The organism is Streptomyces sp. NBC_00207 (assembly GCF_045160965.1).
Lineage (GTDB): Bacteria > Actinomycetota > Actinomycetes > Streptomycetales > Streptomycetaceae > Streptomyces.
The window spans coordinates 975,528-993,263 of the sequence record NZ_CP130715.1; the positions used below are offsets into that span (position 1 = coordinate 975,528).

Here is a 17,736-nt window from a genome sequence, read left to right on the forward strand (position 1 = left end):
GGGCCGCTACGGGCCGTCCGGGTCCGGTGACACGGCGCGCAGCGAGTACAGGACGGGAAGGTGGGAATCCCCGAACGGGAGCCGGTACCGGCCGTCCCCGCCCCGGGACAGGATGCCGCGCGGATCGAACTCGGCGGCGACGTGCTCGCCCAGGTGCTTCACCGTGAGGCCCGCGGACGCGGCCGAGGTGACGATCTCGCCGATCGAGTACGGGTACTGGACGGTGTCCTGCGCCGGCAGGCTCAGGCCCGGTTCGGCGTAGGTGCCGGTGACCGTCTCGCGGTGCGGCTCGCCGCCGCCGTAGGGCCAGTCGACGACCAGCGGATCGATGGCGGCGACCGTCTGGAACGCCGGATGCAGATCGACCACGACCAGGCTGCCTCCGGGGCGCAGCGCCATCGCCGCACCGCGCATCCAGGCGTCGGGGTCGGCGATCCAGCAGAGCACCCCGTAGGTGGCGACGACCAGGTCGAAGCCGGCGGCCAGGGACTCGGGCAGCCGCTGGGTGTCGGCTTCGACGAAGGTGGCGCCGAGACCCGTACGGCCGGCCAGCAGCCGGGCCCGCTCGATCGCCGCCGGCGCGAAGTCGACCCCGGTGACCCGGGCTCCCAGCCGCGCCCAGCTCAGCGTGTCCATCCCGAAGTGGCACTGCAGGTGCAGCAGGTCCTTGCCGGCCACGTCGCCCGCCAGCTCCCGTTCGAGGGCGTAGAGGGTCTGACGCCCCGCGACGAAGGACTCGACGTCGTAGAACCTGTCGGTGGGCGTCGAGCCGTGGATCCGGGCACGGACGTCCCACAGCGCACGGTTCAGGGCGAGTCCGTCGTCGGCGTCGGGCCTGCTCTCGGGCCTGGCTTCGGGCATGGCCCCGAGGATGGCACACGCGGCGGGCGTTCCGCGGGCCGGTTTAGGCTGAGGCCATGGTGGTGCGGGGGCGAAGCTATCGGTACGTGGGGCCCGTTGACCTGCGGGCGCTCGTGCGGCCGGAGAACGAGGGCCGGAGGATCGGCTCGGCGGCGGACTTCGACGACTGGGTGTCGGGGCCGGCCCCGGCGGAACTGGCCGAGCCCTTCACCTTCGTCGTCGACACCGCCGGTGTCCTGCGCCTTGCGCCGCGCCGCAGTGAGCACGTGGCGTGCGCCGGCGGTGGCCCGGTCCTGGGCGCCGGTGAGATCGGCTTCCGCCGGGAGTCCGGTCGGTGGGTGGTCCGCGAGGTCAGCAACCAGTCCACGGGCTACTGCCCGGACGCCGGCTCGTGGACGGCCGTCGCGGACGCGCTGGACGCGGCGGGGATCGGGCACCCGCCCGGGTTCACCCACGAGGTGGTGTTCCGCCGGTGCCCCTCCTGCCGGGAGCTGAACATCGTGCGGGAGGAGGACTTCGTCTGCGTGTTCTGCGACGGGGCACTGCCGCGGGAGTGGAACGTGGACGACGGCGGGACCGGGCCGGCCCGGGAAAGCGGCTGATACGGCCGACGCGGCCGTTGCCGCCGATCGTCTGCGCGTGCGCTTCCCCGGCCGTCGCAACGGCGTTGAGGGGCTGGGAGCTGTCCGGCCGATCATGCAACCGTCGTTTGATCCGCGGCGACGTGGTCGGCCCGGTCCGGCCGTGGTCTGGCCGCTGTTCTGAGCCCTCGGTCGGCGTCAGGCCGGGGGGACCAGGCGGTTCTCGTGGGCGAAGACCACGGCCTGGATCCGGTCGCGGAGTTCCAGCTTGAGCAGGACCCGCCCCAGATGGGACTTCACGGTCGCCTCCGCGAGGTACAGGGCGGCCGCGATCTCGGCGTTGGACAGGCCGCGGCCGACCTCGACGAGCACCTCGCGCTCCCGGGCGCTGAGCCGGTCCAGCCGCTCGTCGCGGACGGCGGTGCCCCCGTCGGCCATGTGCGGACGGAAGTCCTCCAGCAGGCGCCGGGTGATCCGCGGGGAGAGCACCGCGTCGCCCGCCGCGACGTTGCGGATCGCGGTCAGCAGTTCCTCGGGCCGGGTGTTCTTCAGCAGGAAGCCCGAGGCCCCGGCTCCGAGCGCGGCGAAGGCGTACGCGTCCAGGTCGAAGGTGGTCAGGATCAGCACCCTGCTCCCCGGGGAGACCTCGACGACCTGCCGGGTCGCCTCGATCCCGTCCGTCCCGGGCATCCGGACGTCCATCAGGACGACGTCGGGCCGCAGCTCCCGGGCGAGGCGGACGGCGTGGGCGCCGTCCGCGGCCTCGCCGACCGGCGCCATGTCGGGCTGGGCCTCCAGGACCGTGCCGAAGGCCATCCGGAGCAGCGCCTCGTCGTCGGCGATCACGATGCGGATCGTCATACGGCGCCCGTCCCGCCGCTGCCCAGCAGGAGCCGGGTCCGCACGCCCCAGCCGCCGCTCGGAAGCGGTCCGGCCCGCAGCGTCCCCCCGTAGGCGGCCGCGCGCTCGCGCATGCCGGGGATGCCGTGGCCGGACGGTGCGGCGGCGGGAAGCGCCGGCCGGGGGCCGCTGTCGGTGACCTCCAGGCCGACGCTCCCGGCCGAGCACTCGACCAGGACCGTCGCGCGGGTGCCGGCGGGGGTGTGCTTGAGGGTGTTGGTCAACGCTTCCTGCACCAGGCGGTAGACGGTGAGTTGTGCGGTGGCCGGCACATGGGCGTGGCCGCCGCGGACTTCCAGGCCGGTCGGCAGCCCGGCGGCGGCCATCTGGTCGGCGAGCGCCTCCAGCTGGGCGATACCGGGCAGCGGGTGGCGCTCGGCGTCCGGCTCGTCGGCCCGCAGGAGGCCCAACGAGCGCCGCATGTCGGTGAGGGCCTGCCGGCCCGTCTCGGAGATCTGCAGCATTGCGGCGGTGGCCCGGTCCGGGGACCTGTGCTGCGCGTAGACGGCGGCGTCGGTGAGCGCGACCATGACGGACAGGTTGTGGGTGACGATGTCGTGCATCTCGCGGGTGATCCGGGCCCGCTCCTCGGCGACGGCCAGCCGCGCCTGCTGCTCCTGGTGCAGCGCCAGCCGTTCGGCCCGCTCCTGCACGGCGGCGAGGTAGGCCCGTCCGGTCCGCACGTTCACCCCGAGGACGGCGGCGGCGACCACCATCGCGGAGAGCGCGACGAACGGGGTCAGGAACGCGCCGTTCGACGCCCAGCGCAGGCAGGCCAGCACGGCCCCGCCCTCCACGACGGCGGCGGCGAGCAGCGTGCCGCGCCGGCCCGTGTGCGCGGCCGCCGTGTACAGGGCCACCAGCAGGGCGATGTCCGCGGGCAGTTGGACGTCCGCCAGCCACTGGACGAAGGCCGCGGCCACCACGGTGGTGAACACCGCGAGCGGGGCCCGGCGCCGCCACACCAGGGGCAGCGCCAGGGCTGCGGTGAGCGCCGCCGCCACCGGCAGCTCCCGGGCCGGGTACGTGGTGCCGACGTTGAGCAGGAGCAGCGCCGGCAGCACCGAGTCCCACACCAGGGGCGGTACCCGGTCCCGGTGGCGCACCGTCACACCTCTCCGCCTATCGGTCGTCGTGGCGGCCCGGCCGGGGCCGCCACCGCTTACAGCCGCAGCCTAGGCCGCGGGCCCGCGCCGCACATGAGCCCGGCGTCGGAGCGCAAGGTGCCGGGGTACTACCACAGGATGAGACCCGCCACCTCCCGCGGTCGCAGGCCGGACACCGATCCGGGGTGCCGGTTGCCACTCCGGTCGCACCGCGGCCCGCCCCCGGTTGCGACGCCGGTCGCAGTCGGCGGCGACCCGGGGTCGACGAGGCGGCGCGGGCCCGGCGCCGAGCATGGCCGGGTGACCGAAACCATCCCGGGGCTGTTCCTGTCCCTTCCGGAAGTCCTCGTCCTGCTGGGCGCCGTCGCGCTGCTGGTGACGCGCTGGCTCCCCCCGGCCGCCCGCCGGCCCGTCACCGTCGCGGCGGGGGTGGTCCTCGTACCGTCGGCGATCGTGCTGGGCATCGTGGGGATCCGCTGGCAGATGCTGCCGGTCCTGGCCGGCGCCGCCGTCGCCTCGGCGTTCGCCCTCCCGCCCCTGCTGCGGCGCGGTGCCGGCCGACCGGCGTGGCGGGCCCGCTGGTGGCTGGCCCTGCCGGGATCGCTGGCCTGCGCCGGCCTGATCGCCACCGGCCCGGTGGCCGCCTGGGCCTTCCCCGTGCCCGTCTTCCCCGAGCCGACGGGCGCCTTCGCGGTCGGCACCCGGGTGGTGCAGTGGACCGACCCGCTCCGCCCCGAGAGCTTCACCGCCGATCCGGACGACCGGCGCACGGTCGTGGTCCAGCTCTGGTACCCGGCGCAGAAGAGGCCTGCGGGCGTCCCTCGGGCCCAGTACCTGGGACGCACGGAGGGCGAGGCGCGGACCGTCTCCCAGGCCCTCGCCGGCGGGGTTGGCCTGCCCGGCTTCCTGGTCGACGGCGTCCCGAGGGCGCGCAGCCGCGCGGTCGTCGACGCCCCGGTGGCCGGCGGGGGCGAGCGGTTCCCGGTCGTCCTCTTCTCCCCGGGGTCGGGCGGGGTACGGTCCCAGAACACCGCCTGGGCGGAGGAGCTGGCCAGCCACGGCTACCTGGTCGCCGCCCTCGACCACCCGTACGACTCCACCGTCGTCGTCCTCGCCGACGGCCGCACGATCCGCGCCACCACCGCCTCCTCCGGGGACCGCGACCGTGACGAGGAGCTGGCCGCCGGGTGGACCGCCGTCCGGGCCGCCGATCTCGGCTTCGTCCTCACCCAGCTGGAGCGACTGGACCGCGGTGAGACCGCCGACCCGCTGACCGGACGCCTCGACACCGGCCGCGCCGCGGTGGCCGGCCACTCCCTGGGCGGAGCCGCCGCCCTGCAGGCGGCCCGGCAGGACCGCCGGTTCGACGCCGTCGTCGACCTGGACGGCTACCCCCACGGCCCCACCGCGCCCGCCCTCGAGCAGCCGGCGCTCGCGCTCACCCAGGAGATCACCGCCGGCACCGACCCGCGCTACCTGCCCCGGCTCACCGAGGCCCTCGAGCACAACACCGCGACGAGCTACCGGCTCACCGTCCCCGGCGCCGGGCACCTCACCTTCATGGACGGCCCGCTCTACCTACCGCCGGTGCCCTCGATCGTCGGCACCCTGGGCCGCACCGAGAGCCCGCGCGTCGTCGCCGCGGCCACCCTCGCCTTTCTGGACGCCACTCTGCGAGGCCGCCCCGGCGACCCGGCCGACATCCTCGGGGCCTACGGCACGGTCTCACCATCAGGGGCTCGGGGAACTGCGACGCCAACTCCGTGATCGGCCGGACAGCTCCTGGGTCCCGAGCAGGTCGAGGACCGGCTCCAGTCCCCCGGGGCGCTGGTCGACCGGCAGATGGTCCACGAAGTGCACCGCGCAGCCGAGTGCCCGCGCACCGCCGTCCGCGTGGCGGTCGTCGCCGACCATGAGTACGTCGGCGGGCGCCAGTCCGAGCCGGTCGCAGGTGACCCGGAAGATCTCCGGGTCGGGCTTCTGCCTGCCGAGCTCGAAGGAGAGCACATAGGCGTCGACCAGCTCGTCCAGTCCGTGCGCGCGGAAGACCGGGCGGAGGTCCCAGCCGATGTTGCTGACCACGGCCACCGGCAGGCCCCGCCGCCGCAGTTCGCGCAGGGTCGGTCCGGTGTCCGGGTAGGGCTTCCAGGCGGCGGGGCTCATGTGGCGGTCGTAGAGCGCCTGCAGCAGCTCCGGCGCCGGCAGACCGGCCGCCCGGGCCAGTCCGCCGTAGGCGGCGCGGTGCTGATCGGCACTCATGTCCCGCTCGTGCCAGAGAGTTTCAAGGTGTGCGGGCAGCTGCCGGGGCGCCGGCCCGCCCGGCAGTGCGCCGTACTCCGTCAGCCGCCGCGCCGTCTCGCCGAACTCCTCGTCCGCCAGCGGGATACCGGTCGCCGCGAGGGCGGCGGCGAGCCACTCCTCGGTCGACTCGATGCGCAGCAGCGTGCCGGAGAAGTCGAACATCACTCCTTTGATCATGTGGTGATCGTAGGGCAGAGCAGGTTCAGGTGGTCGGGTGCAGCCGGGACGGGGAGAGCGGTGAACCGTGCGGGTCCCCCTCCGCGTCCGCGAGGGCGCTGCCCGCCAGCCAGGTCCGCCAGTCCATGTTCCAGTCGCCGAAGCCGTTGTCGAAGGGGGCCATCTTCGCTCCGCCGCTGTTGACCACCTCCACGATGTCGCCTTCGCGGACCGTGTCGAAGAACCAGGCGGCGTCCTCGGTGCTCATGCCGGTGCAGCCGTGGCTGACGTTCTCCTCGCCCTGCGCCTCGACCGACCAGGGCGCGGCGTGGATGTACTCGCCGCTCCACGTCACGCGCGTCGCGTAGAGGACGGGCAGGTCGTAGAACTCCTTGGTGCCGCGCTGGATGCCGACGGTGTCCCCGCGCATACGGACCTTGGGCTCCTTACGCAGGACGACCTTGATGCCGCTGCGGGTCCTGAAGCCCGCCTTGCCGGTGGTCACCGGGATCGTCCTGATGACCCGTCCGTTGCGGCGCACGGTCATCCGGTGGGTGGCGGAGTCGGTGACGGCCTCGATCCGGTCCGCGATGGTGAACTGCACGTCCTCGGAAGGGCCTCCGTACTCGTGGTCCCCGACCTCGACCCCGTCGAGACCGCTGCGCACGCGGACCACGGTGTGCGCGGGCCAGTACGTACGCGGCCGGTAGTGAAGGGTCGAGTCGTCGACCCAGTGCCAGGCGCCCTCGACGTGGGGCTCCGAGGTCACCTGCAGCGCCTGCTCCAGGCGGGCGCGGGCCGGGAGGTCGTCGGCGGGCACCGGTCTGCTGAGCGAGGCGGTCACGATCTCGCCGGCCCCGTACGTGCCGGGGCCGGGCCCGAACTCGGCCGTCAGCCTGCCCCCGTCCGCGGCCGGCGCGGTCCGGAAGGCCATGGTCACCCCGACCGGAGCGCCGCCCGCGTCCTGGGCGCCCACGTGCACGGTGTACGTCTCCCCCGCGCGCAGCGGCTCGGTGTTCAGCCAGTGCTCGCTGTGCGGGCCGAGCTCACCGGCCAGATGGCGGCCGTGCCCGTCCTGCACGGTGACGTCGGTGAGGCGGCCGGCATCGGCGAGGGTGATTTCGAGCGGCCCGCGGGCGTCCGTGGGAAGCACTTCCTGCCGGGCGGCGCGCGCCGCGTCGCCCTCGCGCAGGGTGGGCTCCTTCAGTACGGACCCCACTCCGCGCGCGGTGGCGAGCACCCGCTGCTCCTGCCAGCCGCTGCACAGCCCGGGCCTGAACATGCGTACCGCGCACCGTTCCCCGCCCGCCTCGTGACCCTCCTCCAGCACCCTCCCGACCAGCAGCGTGACCGCCGCTTCCCGCGGCGGACCGCCGAGGGTCCGCTCCGTCGTGTCCGCATCGGGCGCCCGGCCCGGCGCTGCGGCGACGACCAGCATGGCCCCCGTCACCGCAGCCACGGCACCCCACGCCTTGGTCGGTTGTGTCCGTCGCATTCGTGGCATAGCCGTATCAAACCGATGGAGGGCCAAAATGATGATCATGGACTCGGCTCTGGGGCCGAACGGCGTCCGAAGAGAACTCGGACGGAGCACAACCGCCCGGCCGGACCGACCGGTTGCGGACGTCGCGTTGAGGTGTCGATACCCAGATGCCCTCGGACGCCCCGCCCACCGACAATGCGCCCATGCCCATTCGCACAGCACACGTGAACGAACTGACCGTCCTCCAGGACATCGAGAGGGCCGCCGGGATCTGCTTCCGGGACATCGGCATGCCGGAGATCGCCGACGACGAGCCGCTGACGCTCGGCGAGCTCGGGCGCTACCAGCAGGCCGCAATGGCCTGGGTCTCGGTCGACGGGACCGACGCCCCGGTCGCGTACCTGATCGCCGATCGCGTCGACGGCAACCTCCACGTCGAGCAGGTGTCCGTACATCCGGACCACGCGCGCCGCGGAATCGGCCGGTCCCTGCTGGAGCACCTGGCCGGGCTCGCCATCCGCGAAGGGGTGCCCTCGCTGACGCTCACCACCTTCACCGAAGTGCCGTGGAACGCCCCGTACTACGCGCGCTGCGGTTTCCGGCTGCTCGACGACGACGGCCTCACCCCGGGCCTGCGGGAGATCCGCGCCCGCGAGTCGGAACACGGCCTGGACCGGTGGCCCCGCGTCTGCATGCGGCGCGACGTCTGACGGCCCGGGGCGCCCTCACTGCACGGAGGCGGGGGCGGGGTCGGCGGGGGCTCCGGTGTTCCATTCGACGAGCTGGACGACGACTCCGTTGGGGTCGGTCATCTGGAAGAGACGCTCGCCCCAGGGCTCTTCGCGCAGCGGCATGGTGATGGGCGCGCCCGCACCCCGCAGCCGCGCCTCCTCGGCCTCGATGTCGGCGACCGTGAGCGCGAGGATCAGGCCGCCCGCCCGCCGGTCGCGCTGGTCGGCCGGCAGGACCTCGGTGCCCAGGCGGAGCAGGACGATGTCCACGGCGGCGTCGCCGCGGGTCAGGGAGGCGAAGCCGTCGGCGGCCACGGCCACTTGGTAGCCGAGGTGGGTGCAGAGGAAGTCGCGGGAGGCGTCCACGTCGGCGACGGTCAGGGAGAGGGTGGAGGTGGTGACGTTCACGGCGGCTCCTCGAGAGCGATCTTTCATTCAGGCGATTTTTGCGACGGACGTAACTTTAAGCGGGGCCAACTCGCCCGGTCAAGGGTATTTTTACGACGGGTGTAAGATTTCCGCATGGGTACCGAGATGGGGCTCCGCGAGTCCAAGAAGCAGGAGACGCGACAGCTGATCTCCGACCACGCCACCCGGCTCTTCATCGAGCAGGGCTTCGAGGCGACGACCATCGCCGAGATCGCCACGGCGGCACGCGTCGCCAAGAAGACGGTCACCAACTACTTCGCGCGCAAGGAGGACATGGCCCTCGACCACCACGAGGAGTTCACGCAGAGCCTGGCGCGCGCCGTCACGGCGCGCTCCGAGGGCGAGCCCGTCGTGGCGGCGCTGCGGCGCGAGTTCCACACGGCTCTCGAAGGCCACGACCCCGTCGCGGGCTTCGCCGGTCCCGAGTTCGCCCGCATGATCGCGGAGAGCCCCACGCTCACCGCCCGGCTGCGCGAACTCCACGAGCAGCGCGAAGAGGCCCTCGCCGACGCCCTGGCCGCCCTCGCCCCCGGCACGGCCCCCGACATCGCCCCCCGCGCTGCGGCCGCCCTCCTCGCCTCGGCGCATCGCCTGCTGTTCCGGCGCATCCAGGAGCTCACCCTGACGGGCAACTCGAACGACCGGATCACCGCAGCCCTGGCCCCGGAGGCGGCGCACGTCTTCGATCTCCTCGCCGCCGCCCTCGGGGACGGTCCCGCCCCCGTGCCGGCGTGACCTCAGACTCCTGCCGAGGCCATCTCGATGATCGACCGGTAGTGAACGGCCGCGGACACCACGCACGGCCTGCGATCTCCCGGAGCCGCTCCTGTTCCCCGGGGGGCGGATCGCTCGCGACCACGGGGGTGACCGCCATGTCCGACCCTCCCGCAGTACCGAAATCCGTTGCCACGATCGGGCGTTGAGATTTCCATGCCCCTGCCACGTGGTCAACGGCGCCGGCCCGGCACCTTGGCCCGGCCTGGCCGGATCCGTACCGCGCTCGCTCCTTCGCCGAGCGCGAACCCCGGGCCGCGAGGCGCTGCCGATGTGCTGAAGTGGGTGAATGGATCTTCTGATACTGGGTGGGACCGCGTGGCTGGGCCGTGAGATCACGCGGCAGGCGCTGGGGCGCGGGCACGAGGTGACGTGTCTGGCGCGCGGCGAGAGCGGGGGCGTCGTCCCCGGGGCACGGCTGGTGGCGGCGGACCGGAAGGAGGACTCCGCCTACGCCGGACTCCTCGGCCGCGACTGGGGCGCCGTGATCGAGGTGTCGTGGCAGCCGGCCTTCGTCCGCGGCGCGCTCCGCGCCCTGGCGGGGCGGGCCCGGCACTGGACGTACGTCTCCTCCGTCAGCGCCTACGCCGACCACGGCACGGTCGGCGCCGACGAGTCGGCCGCGCTGCTGGCGCCGGCCGGGGGCGAGTACGTCGAGCGGGACGAGTACGGCGAGGCGAAGGTCGCGTGCGAAGCGGCTTCGCGCGCGGCTGTCGGAGAGCGGCTCGTCGTCGCCCGGGCCGGTCTGATCGGTGGTCCCGGCGACAACAGCGGGCGTTCTGGCTACTGGGTGGCCCGCTCCGCCCGCGAGGTGGACCAGCCGATGCTCGTACCCCGCTCCCCCGGGCTGCCGACCCAAGCGGTCGACGTGCGCGACCTCGCGGGCTGGTTGCTGGACCTCGCGCAGCGGGGCGCCACCGGGACCTTCGACGCCGTCGGGCCCGTCGTCCCCTTCGACGAGTGGGTCGACCTGTCGCGGCGCGTGGCCGGCCACACCGGACCGGTGGCGACGGCGGACCCGCAGTGGCTCCTCGACCAGGGGGTCGGGCAGTTCATGGGTCCCGAGTCGATGGCCATGTGGATGACGGATCCGCAGTGGGCGGGCTTCTCGGCGCGCAGCGGGGCCGCGGCGGGGGCGGCCGGGCTGCGCCACCGCCCGCGCGCGGAGATGCTGGAGGCCCTCCTGCAGTGGGAACGCGCCGAGGGCCTGGACCGCTCCCGCCGGGCGGGCCTGAGCACGGCACGCGAGCGCGAACTGCTCGCCGCGCTCCCCGTGCTCGGCGGCTGAGGCGGACGGCCGCACCGGGCAAGGCCCGAAGGCGGGCTGACCTGGAGCGATGCCTCGAGAACCGTGCTTGACGGGGACCGTTCTTCGCCCTAACGTCCGAGGACTTGGCCGGTTCCGCTCTGGACGAGGCCCGCCCGTACGTTCCGCTCCCCGGGGGACCCATGCACCACTACACCGATGCCCTCAAGAAGTACGCCGTCTTCGGCGGCAGGGCCACGCGCCGCGAGTTCTGGATGTTCTGGCTGATCGACACCGGACTCGTGATCGCCCTCGTCGTGCTGGACGACGCCCTCGGCACCTCCATACCGGAGACGGTCTACGCACTGGCCACGTTCCTGCCCTCCCTGGCCGTCACCGTGCGCCGCCTGCACGACACCGGCCGCTCGGGCTGGATGGTCCTCATAGCCGTCCTCCCGCTCATCGGCTACCTCTGGCTGCTCGTGCTGCTGGCGAGCAAGAGCTCGACCGACGAGTCCTACGGCCCCTACCCCGGCACCGCCGAGCCCCTGCCGGCCCACTGACGGCCGGGGCGGCAGCGGCGGTCACGGCCGGGGCCTCGTCGCGATGACGGCCCGGACGCGGACGGTCCGGGCGTAGGTGCCGCCCGGGTCGTGGTCCAGCAGGGCCTGCCGCAGCTCTGCCTCGAAGGCGGCCCTGCGGTCGCCGAAGCGGGCCGGGGCGGAGGAGGGGCAGGAGAACAGGAGGCCGGCCACCTGGTCCGCGGTGTGGCGCAGGCGCTGGTCCCACGTGATGGTCTCGATGCGGGAGAACGGCGACTTGGCGAGATGGTCCTCCGAGCCCTCCGAGCCCTCCGAGCCCTCCGAGCCCTCCGGACCCTCAGCGCCCTGCGAGTCCGCCGAACCCTCCGCCGGGCCCTCCGCCTCGCCCGACCGGTCCACGTCGTCCCAGTCGGCCCCCCTGCCCCGGCCGGGTCCGAGGAATCGTGCGCACACCTCCTCGGCGACCGCCGCCCAGGGCGGGTGCGGGACGCCCGGCCGGGCCACGGAGTCGACGAGGACGATCCCGCCCCGGGGCGCGAGTACGCCGTCCAGTTCGGCCGCCACCCGGGTCCGGTCCATCAGGTGGAAGGCCCGGCCGATGACGCACAGGTCGATCCGGGGCAGGCAGAGCCGGCCGATGCCGTCGGCGTGGCCCGCCAGCCAGGAAGTGTTCGTCAGGCCCCGCTCCTCGGCCAGCCGGGAGCCTTCGTCGAGCATGGCCGGCTCGGGGTCGACGGCGTAGACCTGATCGGCCATCGGAGCCAGGGCCAGGGTGATCGGGCCCGGCCCGGCGCCGAGGTCCAGTACGGTCTGCGAGCCGTCGAGCGCGAACCGGTCCGCGAGCAGCTCGTAGAACTCCGCCGGGTAGGCGGGCCGGTAGCGGGCGTAGTACGGAGCGGCGGACGCGTACGGGGTGCTCATGGGGTCCTCCCGGGCCGGGGTCGATCCGCCGATGGTGGGGCACAACCCGGCGCCCGGCGGCGACCGGCACCGGAAATCCCCCGTACGGATTCCCCGGCCGCCTCTCCCGAACGGTTCGGGCGCGCTACGGCGGTTCCGGCCGGCGCCCGGCGCGCAGCCCTACGTCGCCGCCGCCGACCGGTGGCCTCCGCTCGTGAACGGGTCGAGCCGGCGCCGGCGCCGGCTGATCGAGTCGGGGTCCCAGCCCGGCCGGGGTACCGACGCCAGCAACAGCCGGGTGTAGGGGTCCCGCGGCGAGGTGAGCAGCTCGGAGACCGGGCGGTGTTCCATGGTGCGGCCCCGGTACATGACGAGGGCCTCGTCGCAGACGTAGCGGACGACGGCCAGGTCGTGGCTGACGAAGACCAGCCCGATGCCGGTGTCGCGCCGGATGTCCGCGAGCAGGTTGAGCACCTGCGCCTGTACGGAGACGTCCAGCGCCGACACCGCCTCGTCGAGCACCAGGACGGCGGGTTCGACCGCCAGCGCCCGGGCGATCGCGGCGCGTTGGCGCTGCCCGCCCGAGAGGTGGCGGGGCAGGGAGGCCGCCTCGCGGTCGCCGAGGCCGACCTGGGCCAGCAGCTCCCGGACCCGGTCGGCCCGTGCCGCGCGGTCGCGGATCCCGTGCAGCCGGAGCACGCCGTCGATCGTCGCGCCGATGCCGATCCGGGCGTCCAGGGAGAGGTAGGGGTCCTGGAAGACGATCTGGACGGCCTTGGCACGGGCCAGCCGCGCCGCTCTCCCCCGTACGCTCGCGGCCAGCGGCTCGCCCTGGACGAGGATCCGGCCCGCGTCGGGGCGTTCGAGGCCGATCAGCATCCGGGCCGTGGTGGTCTTCCCGGAACCGGATTCGCCGACGATGCCGAGGGACCCGCCCGCCCTGAGGGTGAACGACAGGTCGTCGACCGCGACGACCACGGCGGCGCCGGTCCGGTAGGTCTTGCGCAGGCCGCTCACCTCGAGGAGGGCGGCGGTGGGGTCGGTGGTCAACTGTCCTCCGTGCAGGATGCGAGGGAAGGCGCGGGCGCCACTGCCAGTTCGGCCGTGCGGTGGCAGGCGACCTCGGCCGGACCGTGCCGTTGCAGCAGGGGTGGGGACTGGTCGCAGCGGCCGGGCTCGGCGAAGCGGCACCGGGGCGCGAAGGCGCAGCCGGGAGCGGACTCCAGCAGGCCCATCGGGGCGCCCGGAATGGGGGTGAGTCGGCCGAGCGGGCCTTCGAGCGGTGGTGAGGAACCGAGCAGGCCGGCGGTGTACGGGTGGCGGGGCGAGGTGAAGAGCTCCCCCACGGGCGCGGTCTCGACGATCCGGCCCGCGTACATCACGTAGATCCGGTCGCTGACCGCGGCGGCGAGTTCGATGTCGTGGGTGATCAGGAGGAGGCCGAGGCCGCGTTCGCGCTGGAGCCGTCCGAGGATGGCGAGGATCTCGGCCTGGGTGCTGACGTCGAGTGCGGTGGTCGGCTCGTCGCACAGCAGCAGCCGCGGTTCCGCGGTGAGGGCAGCGGCGATCACGACGCGCTGGAGCATTCCGCCGGAGAGCTCGTGCGGGTACTGGTTCAGGTGCCGGGCGGGGTCGGGCAAGCCCACCGCGCCGAGGAGTTCGGCCGCCCGGGCGTCGGCCTGGGCCTTGGACCAGCCGTGGACCAGGCGCAGCGGCTCGGTGAGGAAGTCTCCGACGCGGCGGACCGGGTTGATGGCGGCCCGCGGATCCTGGTAGATCATCGCCGCCTTGTTGGTCCGTACGTCGCGCAGGCTCGCGGCGTCGGCGCCGACCAGGTCGGTCCCGTCGACGCGCACCCGGCCGCCGATTTCGGCTCCTGCCGGGAACAGGCCGAGGGCGGCGCGGGCGGTGACGGATTTCCCCGAGCCGGATTCGCCGACCAGTGCGACGACCTCCCCGGCGGAGACCCGCAGGGCGACGCCGTCCAGGATCGGGCGGGCCATGGCGGGCAGTGAGACGCTGAGGTCTTCGTAGGCGAGCAGTGTCATCGGGAGTCCCTCCCCGCGAGCCGGTCGCCGAGGTTCTCCCCGACGACGTTGAAGGCGACGACCACCAGGACGACCGCGACGGCCGGCACGATCGCGGACAGGGCCTGCCCCTGCAGCACGGCCGCCTGGCCTTGGTTGATCATGGCGCCCCAGTCGGGGGTCGGCGGCTGTACGCCGAGCCCGAGGAAGGAGAGCGCGGCGAGGTCGAGCAGGGCGTAGCCGAAGTTCACCGTCGACTGGGCGAGCAGGGTCGGGGCGATGTTGGGCAGCATCCTGCGGACCGTCACGAACAGGGCGGAGTGGCCCTGGACCCGGTAGGCGGCGATGTAGGGGCGGGCCTTCTCCTGGACGGCGAGGCCGCGGACGAGCCGGGCGGTGTACGGCATGTAGGCGATCGCCATGGCGAGGACCGGAGCCGTCATCCCCTTGCCGAAGAGGGCCACCGCGAGGATCGCCAGCAGCAGCGCGGGGAAGGCGAACACGACGTCGAGCACCCGGCCGGTCACGGTGTCGATCCACCCGCCGCGCCAGGCGGTGAACAGGCCGACCGCCGTGCCCAGGAGCGTGGAGAACAGCACCACCGCGAGGGGTCCGGCGAGGCTGGTCCGGGTACCGGCGATCAACGCCGAGAAGGTGTCGTGGCCGCCCTGGTCGGTGCCCAGCCAGTGGTCGGCGCTCGGGCCGAGGAGGGTGTCGCCGAGCCGGCCGAAGGTCGGGTCCTGGGGGGCGAGCCACGGCGCCAGCAGCGCCACCAGGACGAACAGGACGAGGAGCAGCAGACAGGCCTGCTGGAGCCGGCTGCCGCCGAGGGCCCGGAGGCGGGTCAGCCGGCGGCGGCCCTCGGCCGCGACCGCGGCCTGTGCCGCCCGTGCGGTCGGCCCGGTCGGCCCGGTCGGTGCGGTGTGTACGGTCATCGGGCGCTCCCCGCCGCGGCCATGCGCGGATCGATCAGCGGGTGCACCAGGTCGACGAGGGCGTTGACCACGACGAACGCGGCCACCACCAGCAGGACGATCGCCTGGACCACCTGGAAGTCCAGCTGGTCCACCGACTGCACCAGCAGGGAACCCACTCCGGACATCCCGAAGGCGGTCTCGACGATCGCGGTGCTGACCAGCATCCCCGAGACCAGGAGCGCGGAGACGGTCACGATCGGTCCCAGCGCGTTGCGCAGGACGTGCCGTCGGATGACGGTCCGCCGCGGTGTCCCCCGGCTGAGGGCCACCTCGACGTGCTCACGGCGCAGTTCGTCGAGCATCGCCGAGCGGGTCACGCGGGTCACGAGCGCCACGAAGGTCACGGACAGGGCCGCGGCCGGGAGCACCACGTGGTGCAGGCGGTCCAGGACGCCGGTGCCGTTCCCGATCGTCGGGAACCACCCCAGCTGCACGCCCAGTACCGATCGGAGGAGGAGCGCGGCGACGAAGGCGGGCGCGGCGGCGCCCACGGTCACCAGGAGCATCAGGGTGCGGTCGGTCCGCGTGCCCCGGCGCAGCGCGCCCACGACACCGGATCCGATGCCCACCACCGCGATCATCAGGGCCGATACGCCGATCAGCAGCATGGACGCGGGCAGCCGGGACCAGATGACCGAGGAGACGTCCTGGTGGAAGAGGTAGGAGCGGCCGAAGTCCCCGTGCAGGACGCCCTCCAGCCAGTTCCCGTACCGGACCAGGAACGGCTCGTCGAAGCCGTACTGGCGGCGGATCTCGGCGAGTTCCTGCGGGCTGGGGCTGCGCCCCTTCACGAGGAAGGAGGCGGGGTCCCCCGGGGCCAGGAACAGCGAGGAGAAGACGAGGAAGGAGGTGACGAGCAGGGTCGCCGCCATGCCGGCCAGCTTGCGCAGCACCCGCCCGGCCCGTGCCAGCGCGACGGTCATCCCTTCGCCCCTATCTCGGCCGCCCACGGGTAGTAGAGGTAGGCGATGGACGGCTGGACGCCGGTGATCCGCTTGCCGAGGAACACGCTCACGGGCTGGGTGTAGAGGGGCAGCCAGGGCAGTTCGCGCATCGCGATCCGCTGGGCCTCGGCGTTGGCGGCCGTGTGATCGACGGGATCGTAGCTCGCGACCCCCTTGTCGACGGCCTTGTCGAAGGCGGGGTCGGACCAGTTGCCGTAGTTGCTGAAGGCGCCGGTCTGCAGGGAGCCGTACATGTCCAGCGGGTCGGTGATGGACGTGTACCAGAAGGTGAGGAAGAGGTCGATGCCCTCGCGCGCGGCCGGGTCGGTGAAGAGCGTCGTGTACTTCTCCGCGGAGACGGAGTCGATCTGCGGCTTCAGTCCGATGGCCGTGGCGGCCTGGGCGACGGCCTGCGTGATGATGGTCGTCTGGGAGTCCAGCGGGCTGGTCGCGATCACCACCTTCTGGCCGTTCACTCCGGCCTCCGCGGCGAGCGCCTTGGCCTTGGCCGGGTCGTACGGGTACTTGGGGAGTTCCTTGAGGATCGCGTCGCGGGTCGCGGCGGGCGCCTCGTTCCAGAGGTTGTCGGTGACGAGCGAGTCGGCGACCTGGCCGACCCCGCCGGCGCCGGCCTTGACGATGCCCTCGCGGTCGATGGCCATGAGCAGGGCCTGGCGCACCCGGGCGTCGCCGAGCGGGCCCTTGAGGTTGGCGACCACCTCGTCGGCGACCGTGGTGTTGCGGCCGAAGTAGAGGGTTCCGGCCCGGGTGTCGCGCAGTTGGGAGTAGGCGTTCGGCGGGACCATCCAGCCGCCGTCGACCTCGCCGCTCTGGAAGGCGTTGACGCGGGTGGTCGCGTCGGCCAGGAAGACGAACTTCACCTCGCCGGACTTGGCCTTGAGGGCGGGGTTCCAGTAGTCGTCGAAGCGCTTGAGCGTGAGGGACTGGCCGGAGGTCCAGGAGCCGAAGGAGAACGGGCCGGTGCAGTTCACGCCGGTCTGCGGATTGCCGTAGTTCTTGCCGGACTTGGCGAGGGTGGCGGCGGACTCCACCGTGCCCGGGCTGGCGGCGAGGTACTTGTTGAAGGTGGAGTCGGGCCGCGCCAGGGTGACGGTGACCTCCATCGGCCCGGTGCGGTCGACCGACTTCACGTTCCGGAAGGGGTTGGCCCAGACGCTGGCCGTCTCCGGGTCGAGGTTGCGGCGCAGCGAGGCCACGACGTCGTCGGCGGTGAGCGTGGTCCCGTCGTGGAACCGCACGCCGGGGCGGATCTGGTAGACCCAGGTGGTGGGCGTCGGGTTGGTGTACGAGGACGCGAGGTTCGGCGAGGTCGTCAGATCGGGGTTCCAGCGGAGCAGGCTCTCGCAGACGTTGGCGAGGATCTGGTTGGGCGGGTAGTCGAACGAGTAGGCGTAGTCGATGGTGGTCGGCTCCGCGAAGATCGACCAGGTGAAGGAGTCCACGGGGCCGGCGGCGGCCGGCGTCGCGTCGGTGATCTCGAAGGCGGTGGCTCCGTCCTTCCGTCCGCCCGTGGTGCCGCTGCACGCGGTGGTGACGAGCACCGCGGCGGCCGCGAGGGCTGCCGACAGGGCGTGGCGGATCCGGCTGCGTCGGTGGTGCGGCGATCCCGATGTGGCTGATGACATCGTCTGGCTCCCTGAGGGGTGAGCGTGGTGGGGTTCGTGCTGCTCGGCCGGTGGCGGCCCGGCCGGCGACTGCCCGGTCCGCCGGCAGTCCGTGATCGGTAGGTCGGTGGGTCGGTGCGCGGGTGCCCGGCT

18 protein-coding genes are annotated in these 17,736 nt (G+C 73.4%); 6 read left to right on the forward strand and 12 right to left on the reverse strand.

Annotated features, from left to right (window positions below):
• Window positions 1-6 precede the first annotated feature (6 nt).
• The gene (locus OG472_RS05045; protein WP_405940990.1) at window positions 7-861 is read right to left on the reverse strand and encodes a class I SAM-dependent methyltransferase; all 855 of its coding nucleotides are present in this window, start codon (window positions 859-861) and stop codon (window positions 7-9) included.
• Window positions 862-917: 56 nt separating this feature from the next.
• On the opposite strand from OG472_RS05045, the gene OG472_RS05050 reads away from it, so the two are divergent.
• A complete protein-coding gene (locus OG472_RS05050) occupies window positions 918-1,463 on the forward strand; it encodes a hypothetical protein (RefSeq protein ID WP_405828075.1) in 546 nt (181 codons plus the stop codon).
• 177 nt (window positions 1,464-1,640) lie between these two features.
• Here the strand turns inward: OG472_RS05050 and OG472_RS05055 are convergent, their stop codons facing one another.
• On the reverse strand, window positions 1,641-2,303 hold the full coding sequence (locus tag OG472_RS05055; protein WP_405828077.1) for a response regulator: 663 nt from the start codon (window positions 2,301-2,303) through the stop codon (window positions 1,641-1,643).
• Window positions 2,300-3,454 carry a sensor histidine kinase gene (locus OG472_RS05060; RefSeq protein ID WP_405940991.1) on the reverse strand — a complete coding sequence of 385 codons (1,155 nt, stop codon included), beginning with the start codon at window positions 3,452-3,454 and terminating at the stop codon, window positions 2,300-2,302. The genes OG472_RS05055 and OG472_RS05060 overlap by 4 nt, the downstream gene beginning before the upstream one ends.
• A 294-nt stretch (window positions 3,455-3,748) precedes the next feature.
• On the opposite strand from OG472_RS05060, the gene OG472_RS05065 reads away from it, so the two are divergent.
• Window positions 3,749-5,215 carry an alpha/beta hydrolase family protein gene (locus OG472_RS05065; protein ID WP_405940992.1) on the forward strand — a complete coding sequence of 489 codons (1,467 nt, stop codon included), beginning with the start codon at window positions 3,749-3,751 and terminating at the stop codon, window positions 5,213-5,215.
• On the opposite strand, the gene OG472_RS05070 is transcribed toward OG472_RS05065, so the two are convergent.
• Both OG472_RS05070 and OG472_RS05075 read right to left on the reverse strand, forming a co-directional pair.
• Window positions 5,180-5,926, reverse strand: a complete 747-nt coding sequence (locus OG472_RS05070) for an HAD family hydrolase (RefSeq protein WP_405940993.1) — start codon at window positions 5,924-5,926, stop codon at window positions 5,180-5,182. The genes OG472_RS05065 and OG472_RS05070 overlap by 36 nt on opposite strands.
• A 25-nt stretch (window positions 5,927-5,951) precedes the next feature.
• On the reverse strand, window positions 5,952-7,364 hold the full coding sequence (locus OG472_RS05075; protein WP_405940994.1) for an Ig-like domain-containing protein: 1,413 nt from the start codon (window positions 7,362-7,364) through the stop codon (window positions 5,952-5,954).
• Between the two features lie 227 nt (window positions 7,365-7,591).
• Here OG472_RS05075 and OG472_RS05080 point away from each other — a divergent pair, with 227 nt between their 5' ends.
• Entirely contained in the window at window positions 7,592-8,098 is a 507-nt protein-coding gene (locus OG472_RS05080) for a GNAT family N-acetyltransferase (RefSeq protein ID WP_405940995.1), read from the forward strand.
• 15 nt (window positions 8,099-8,113) lie between these two features.
• On the opposite strand, the gene OG472_RS05085 is transcribed toward OG472_RS05080, so the two are convergent.
• Complete coding sequence (locus OG472_RS05085; RefSeq protein WP_401603080.1) at window positions 8,114-8,527, reverse strand: VOC family protein; 414 nt, start codon at window positions 8,525-8,527, stop codon at window positions 8,114-8,116.
• A gap of 114 nt (window positions 8,528-8,641) precedes the next feature.
• Here OG472_RS05085 and OG472_RS05090 point away from each other — a divergent pair, with 114 nt between their 5' ends.
• From OG472_RS05090 to OG472_RS05100, 3 genes are all read left to right on the forward strand, one after another.
• A complete protein-coding gene (locus OG472_RS05090; protein WP_405828087.1) occupies window positions 8,642-9,283 on the forward strand; it encodes a TetR/AcrR family transcriptional regulator in 642 nt (213 codons plus the stop codon).
• A gap of 328 nt (window positions 9,284-9,611) precedes the next feature.
• Window positions 9,612-10,610: an oxidoreductase gene (locus tag OG472_RS05095; protein WP_405940996.1), complete on the forward strand. Its 999-nt coding sequence runs from the start codon at window positions 9,612-9,614 to the stop codon at window positions 10,608-10,610.
• Window positions 10,611-10,714: 104 nt separating this feature from the next.
• Complete coding sequence (locus tag OG472_RS05100; RefSeq protein ID WP_401603085.1) at window positions 10,715-11,131, forward strand: DUF805 domain-containing protein; 417 nt, start codon at window positions 10,715-10,717, stop codon at window positions 11,129-11,131.
• Window positions 11,132-11,152: 21 nt separating this feature from the next.
• Here OG472_RS05100 and OG472_RS05105 read toward each other — a convergent pair whose 3' ends face one another.
• The 6 genes from OG472_RS05105 to OG472_RS05130 form a co-directional block, all read right to left on the reverse strand.
• Window positions 11,153-12,031 (reverse strand): class I SAM-dependent methyltransferase, encoded by an 879-nt coding sequence (locus tag OG472_RS05105; protein ID WP_405940997.1) that lies wholly within the window; start codon window positions 12,029-12,031, stop codon window positions 11,153-11,155.
• A 159-nt stretch (window positions 12,032-12,190) separates the two neighbouring features.
• On the reverse strand, window positions 12,191-13,060 hold the full coding sequence (locus tag OG472_RS05110) for an ATP-binding cassette domain-containing protein (protein ID WP_405940998.1): 870 nt from the start codon (window positions 13,058-13,060) through the stop codon (window positions 12,191-12,193).
• Entirely contained in the window at window positions 13,057-14,058 is a 1,002-nt protein-coding gene (locus tag OG472_RS05115; RefSeq protein ID WP_401603090.1) for an ABC transporter ATP-binding protein, read from the reverse strand. Before OG472_RS05115 ends, OG472_RS05110 begins: the two co-directional genes overlap by 4 nt.
• Window positions 14,055-14,972 (reverse strand): ABC transporter permease, encoded by a 918-nt coding sequence (locus tag OG472_RS05120; RefSeq protein WP_401603092.1) that lies wholly within the window; start codon window positions 14,970-14,972, stop codon window positions 14,055-14,057. Before OG472_RS05120 ends, OG472_RS05115 begins: the two co-directional genes overlap by 4 nt.
• Window positions 14,969-15,937 (reverse strand): ABC transporter permease, encoded by a 969-nt coding sequence (locus tag OG472_RS05125; protein WP_401603094.1) that lies wholly within the window; start codon window positions 15,935-15,937, stop codon window positions 14,969-14,971. The genes OG472_RS05120 and OG472_RS05125 overlap by 4 nt, the downstream gene beginning before the upstream one ends.
• Window positions 15,934-17,604, reverse strand: a complete 1,671-nt coding sequence (locus OG472_RS05130; RefSeq protein WP_405828099.1) for an ABC transporter substrate-binding protein — start codon at window positions 17,602-17,604, stop codon at window positions 15,934-15,936. Before OG472_RS05130 ends, OG472_RS05125 begins: the two co-directional genes overlap by 4 nt.
• Window positions 17,605-17,736 lie beyond the last annotated feature (132 nt).